8 protein-coding genes and 2 pseudogenes are annotated in these 5,304 nt (G+C 57.4%); all 10 read right to left on the reverse strand.

The annotated features are described in order from the left end of the window. Positions 1-90: pseudogene (locus tag IO95_RS26515) on the reverse strand (hypothetical protein); the annotation flags it as partial. A 37-nt stretch (positions 91-127) separates the two neighbouring features. After that, complete coding sequence (locus IO95_RS14425; RefSeq protein ID WP_001349920.1) at positions 128-868, reverse strand: phage tail protein; 741 nt, start codon at positions 866-868, stop codon at positions 128-130. A 7-nt stretch (positions 869-875) separates the two neighbouring features. Next, positions 876-1,271 carry a phage minor tail U family protein gene (locus tag IO95_RS14430; RefSeq protein WP_000683105.1) on the reverse strand — a complete coding sequence of 132 codons (396 nt, stop codon included), beginning with the start codon at positions 1,269-1,271 and terminating at the stop codon, positions 876-878. Next, on the reverse strand, positions 1,268-1,846 hold the full coding sequence (locus tag IO95_RS14435; RefSeq protein ID WP_000975070.1) for a phage tail protein: 579 nt from the start codon (positions 1,844-1,846) through the stop codon (positions 1,268-1,270). Before IO95_RS14435 ends, IO95_RS14430 begins: the two co-directional genes overlap by 4 nt. 11 nt (positions 1,847-1,857) lie before the next feature. Then, the gene (locus tag IO95_RS14440; protein ID WP_000752979.1) at positions 1,858-2,211 is read right to left on the reverse strand and encodes a head-tail joining protein; all 354 of its coding nucleotides are present in this window, start codon (positions 2,209-2,211) and stop codon (positions 1,858-1,860) included. 11 nt (positions 2,212-2,222) lie between these two features. Next, complete coding sequence (locus tag IO95_RS14445; RefSeq protein ID WP_000158919.1) at positions 2,223-2,621, reverse strand: DNA-packaging protein FI; 399 nt, start codon at positions 2,619-2,621, stop codon at positions 2,223-2,225. A gap of 41 nt (positions 2,622-2,662) precedes the next feature. Next, the gene (locus IO95_RS14450; protein WP_000063280.1) at positions 2,663-3,688 is read right to left on the reverse strand and encodes a major capsid protein; all 1,026 of its coding nucleotides are present in this window, start codon (positions 3,686-3,688) and stop codon (positions 2,663-2,665) included. A 55-nt stretch (positions 3,689-3,743) separates the two neighbouring features. After that, positions 3,744-4,076 (reverse strand): head decoration protein, encoded by a 333-nt coding sequence (locus tag IO95_RS14455; protein ID WP_001297109.1) that lies wholly within the window; start codon positions 4,074-4,076, stop codon positions 3,744-3,746. A 9-nt stretch (positions 4,077-4,085) separates the two neighbouring features. Continuing rightward, a pseudogene (locus IO95_RS23570) lies at positions 4,086-5,090 on the reverse strand (S49 family peptidase); the annotation flags it as partial. A gap of 37 nt (positions 5,091-5,127) precedes the next feature. After that, a partial coding sequence (locus IO95_RS14465; RefSeq protein WP_037385891.1) for an Ig-like domain-containing protein occupies positions 5,128-5,304 on the reverse strand: 177 nt, incomplete at its 5' end.

Consider the following 5,304-nt stretch of genomic DNA (forward strand, 5'->3'; position numbering starts at 1 on the left):
CCCGCCGGGCGTGTCCATATCGAGCAGAATGCCGTCCACCATCGGATCGCTGGCAGCCTGTTGCAGACGGGCGATAATGCCGTTGTAACCGGCCCGAGGTTTTCAGGAACATCGCTGACTCTCCGGATTAACTGGCGGTGACGGTAATTTCTGCAACCGCAGCAAACTCACCATTACCGGATACAACCGGAATGTTGACCTTGCCTGCAGCAACGCCGTTCACGGTGATGGTCATACCACTGACCGACACGGTGGCTTTTGTTTTATCCGCAGACACCGCACGAAAGCTCTTGTCGGTTACGCCCTCCGGCTGGAAGGCCACGGTCAGCGTGGTGCTCTGCCCTTTCACCACCGAGGTGCTGGCAGGCGTCACGGTCATGCCGGTTGCCGCTGTTACCGTGCTGCGATCTTCTGCCATCGACGGACGTCCCACATTGGTGACTTTCACCGTGCGGGTGATCACTTCCTTCGCCGTCACCGCCTTACCGATACTGCTGACCCAGCCACGGAACACATCGACCGTGCCGTTCGGGAAGCGGATTTTATAGGCACGGGTATCGCCTTCATTAAACCACGCCAGCAGCGCCTGCTGCCCCTGCTCTCCGGGCATCCACGCCAGCGTGAAGCTGGTATCTCCGGCAGATTTCTGCCCCTGCCCGGTCGCAGTCCAGTCTGCATCTTCATCATCGAGATAGCTGTCGTCATAGGACTCAGCGGTCAGTTCGCCGGGCGTCAGGTCTTTAACTTTTGCCAGACGCGACCAGTCAACGTCTGAAAGCGGATTCGCGTAAGGGTCACCGCTCCCCTTATAAACCCACAGGGTGGTCCCGGCACCTTTCACCGGCATTGTAGGATTTGGTACAGGCATAGCGTCCTCACATTTCATAGGTAATGACATAAGTCAGATCGGCTGAACTCCACAAGCCCGCATCATCGTCGCGCCGGTAGTCATAGCCGCTGGCCACCATACTGGTGATCAAATCTGACAGTGCCGGGATATCGCTCATCACCGGATAAATCCGGGACTCCATCCACGCATCCAGCTCTGAATCCGGCACCTGAGCAGGCAGGAAAACTTCGATATGCAGCTCCGCCTGCCAGGTATCGCTGTCCAGCTCTTCGCCCGTGTATTCAGCGCCGGTGAGATAAACGGCAACTGCCGGAAAATCCGCCTCATCAAAAACAGCGGGGCGACCATCAAAAAACGTCGCCCCGGTGTCATGCTTCTCCAGTGCATCCAGTACGGCTGCACGGAGTTCAGTATGTTTCATCGCTTTATTACCATCCTCAGTTGATGCTGCAGCGCATAGCCCAGCTCTTTCGGAAGACGTTCACGCCGTATCCGCTCAATATTTTGTTTAAACGCCGTGGTCAGCGGCACCGCCATCGGGATTTTCACCACATCAATGGGGTAACGGTTTTTCCCAGCCACACGCTGCATGACATGCCACCGGCCATTTTTCAGTTGCTGAATAAACGCGCCGGGAATACGACGGTTACCCACCACAAGCACGCTGCCGCCACCTTTCAGGGATGAACGCTGCCCCTTTTTACGACGCCTGCGGCGCGAAAGGACAACCCGCGCATTACCCAGCTTGATTACGGGCAAATCCCCCCGGTTAACTTTGATTCTGGCCTGCGGATTTTTGACCGTGGCCCTTTTCAGCCTGGCCCTTTCCTTTACCAGTTTCCGGCGTACCTTTGTCTCACGGGCAACCTGTGACGCCGACTGCGATATCGCGGATGAAGCAACGCGGTTAATGGCCATTGCGGCGGCACCAGGCACCGCCGTTTTGCTGATACGGCTGAGGTTTTCAACGGCCTGCTCAAGACCTTTTATGGCCATACATCCCCCTTTCAGCGGCGACGGTTAACGGCAGGCGGTACGCCCCGTCCAAGCCAGAGATGACAACTTCCGCCATCATCCGGCGAAACCCGATCTACCCAGAAATTTTCCTCACCGATGGTCAGCGTGTCTCCACGCCGCAGCTGCCGCACCTCATCAGTCCGGACAAACAGGGACGGGCTGGAGCCTTCAACGCGCACGCCCTGTCCGGCATAGCTGATATTTTCAGGGTCATCAAAAACACCACGTATCACCGCACCTGACTGCTCACCGGATGTAATGGTGGCTGACGTTCCCATGTACCCGCGTATCGTTTCATCGGCGCGGGCAATGGCAGCATCGAACAGGTTATCGAAATCAGCCACAGCGCCTCCCGTTATTGCATTCTGGCCAGGCCGCGCTCTGTCATTTCGGCTGCCACACCGGCAGAGACACGAAACGCCGTTCCCGGCAGCACAAATGCCACAGGTTCATCCCGCGTGGCGTGAAGTGCATCAGTATGCAGCTTCACCAGTGCCACGACCGTGACCAGTTCAGACGTATCCAGAATCACGGTATCCGGCTGCGCTGATCCCACCTCATTTTCATGTCCGGTCAGCACATTTTCCCGGCTGAGAGGGGTGTCCTGACCGGCAGTTTCATCCGTGTCATCAAGCTCCTCTTTCAGCTCTGCCACACGGAGCGCCAGTTCTTCTTTCGTCCCCGTCAGGCTGACATCACGGTTCAGTTGTTCACCCAGCGAGCGGAGACGGGCAATCAGTTCATCTTTCGTCATGGACTCCTCCACAGAGAAACAATGGCCCCGAAGGGCCATGATTACGCCAGTTGTACGGACACGAACTCATCAGGGTCAGCCAGCAGCATCAGCGGTGCTGACTGAATCATGGTGAACTCACGCGCCGGATCGCCGGTGGTCACCCAGTTTTTCGGGTAACGGGCAGAGGCGTTAATGCCTTCGCGCTGTGCGTCCGCATCCTGAATGCAGCCATAGGTGCGCAGACCGCGTGCCTGAGTGTTCCCCAGCACCATCGTGTTGTCCGGCAGGAAGTTCTTTTTGACGCCGTTTTCCACGTACTGTCCGGAATACACGACGATGGCCACATCGCCATACATCCCCTTATAGGACACCGCTTTGCCCAGGTCTTTCACCGCTGTCTCCAGCTCGGAATTAGAGCCACGACGGGTATCCAGCTTCTCCTTGACGGCTTTGAAGGAACGGAACAGCGCCCAGCCTTTCGGATCGAACACGATGATATTCACCACACCGCTGGCGTTCAGCGCGTAGGCTTCGATATCGTCGGTCGGGTCATACGTGGACTTGTCACGCTTGCTCCACTCCGTGCCGCCGGACTGCGTGATGTTATTCTCCTCACTGCGGCCCATATCCACCTCAACCGGATCGAAGGCTTCACCGGTCATGGTGTATTTGCCCTTAAGCACGGCAGAAACTGCCTGCATCTCTTCGACCTGAGCAATGGCCAGCTCTTCGTCACGCATGTTCTGCATGATGATGCGACGGCGGCGGTAAGCCGGGTCCGCCAGATTCTGCGGATCTTCATCCGGCAGGCGACGCAGGGTCATCTGCGGATTCACTTCATGCTTCGGCTTGACATATCCCGGCGTAAATTCAGAGGTGGAGCCGCCACGGGAACGGATAACCTCACCGGAAACAATCGGCGAAACGTACAGCGCCATGTTTACCAGTCCCGGAATTTGTGAGAGATAGACTTTCTCCGTGGTGAAGGGATAGCTCTCACGGAAAAAGAGACGCAGAAACAGCGGATCAAACTTAAATTTCTGCTCATTTGCCGCCAGCAGTTGGGCGGTTGTGTACATCGACATAAAAAAATCCCGTAAAAAAAGCCGCACAGGCGGCCTTTAGTGATGAAGGGTAAAGTTAAACGATGCTGATTGCCGTTCCGGCAAACGCGGTCCGTTTTTTCGTCTCGTCGCTGGCAGCCTCCGGCCAGAGCACATCCTCATAACGGAACGTGCCGGACTTGTAGAACGTCAGCGTGGTGCTGGTCTGGTCAGCAGCAACCGCAAGAATGCCAACGGCAGCACCGTCGGTGGTGCCATCCCACGCAACCAGCTTACGGCTGGAGGTGTCCAGCATCAGCGGGGTCATTGCAGGCGCTTTCGCACTCAATCCGCCGGGCGCGGTTGCGGTATGAGCCGGGTCACTGTTGCCCTGCGGCTGGTAATGGGTAAAGGTTTCTTTGCTCGTCATAAACATCCCTTACACTGGTGTGTTCAGCAAATCGTTAACGGCATCAGATGCCGGGTTACCTGCAGCCAGCGGTGCCGGTGCCCCCTGCATCAGACGATCCAGCGCAGTGTCACTGCGCGCCTGTGCACTCTGTGGTGCTGCGGCCAGAATGCGGCGGGCCGTTTTCACGGTCATACCGGGGGTTTCTGCCAGCACGCGTGCCTGTTCTTCGCGTCCGTGAGCCTCCTCACAGTTGAGGATCCCCATAATGCGGCTGTTTTCTGCCGCAACCGCTGCGGTGATCTGCGCGTTCACGTCCGGCTGCGCCGCGCTGGCGTTCTCGCCCTCCGTCGCTGGCACCACGTCAGTAACGTCAGCCTGCGAAGCAGTGGCTGAAACAGTTGTTGATTGAGCCTCTTTGGTCATTCGCCCTCCTGAGAGACGGGATTTACGTGCATCCAGTGCATCACGCATGACGGTGATCGCATCGGTGCTGTTAACAAGTTCATCAGCCAGTCCGGCATCAATGGCCTCCTGACCGCTGTACACTGCAGCCTCGGTATCCAGCACAACCTGCACGGACAGGCCGGTATATGCCGACACCTTCTGCGCAAACATCTGGCGGGTTGCGTCCATCCGGGACTGCAGTGTCTCCCGGACGTCATCCGGAAGATGGCTGTAGGGGTTGCCATCCACCTTATGGCTGCCGCTGTAAATCAGCGTGATTTCCACACCCTGTTTCTCCAGCGCAGCACCGTAATTACTGTGAGCCATCATGACGCCGATGGAGCCTGTCCGGGCGGTCTGCGTGACCAGACGCCGGGAGGCGGCACTGGCAAGCAACTGACCTGCACTGCAGTTCATGTCGTTGGCAAGCGCCCATACCGGTTTTATGTCACGCACACGGGCGATGATGTCAGCGCAGTCAAATGCCCCCGCCACCATCCCGCCGGGCGTGTCCATATCGAGCAGAATGCCGTCCACCATCGGATCGCTGGCAGCCTGTTGCAGACGGGCGATAATGCCGTTGTAACCGGCCCGAGGTTTTCAGGAACATCGCTGACTCTCCGGATTAACTGGCGGTGACGGTAATTTCTGCAACCGCAGCAAACTCACCATTACCGGATACAACCGGAATGTTGACCTTGCCTGCAGCAACGCCGTTCACGGTGATGGTCATACCACTGACCGACACGGTGGCTTTTGTTTTATCCGCAGACACCGCACGAAAGCTCTTGTCGGTTACGCC

Source organism: Serratia sp. DD3 (assembly GCF_000496755.2).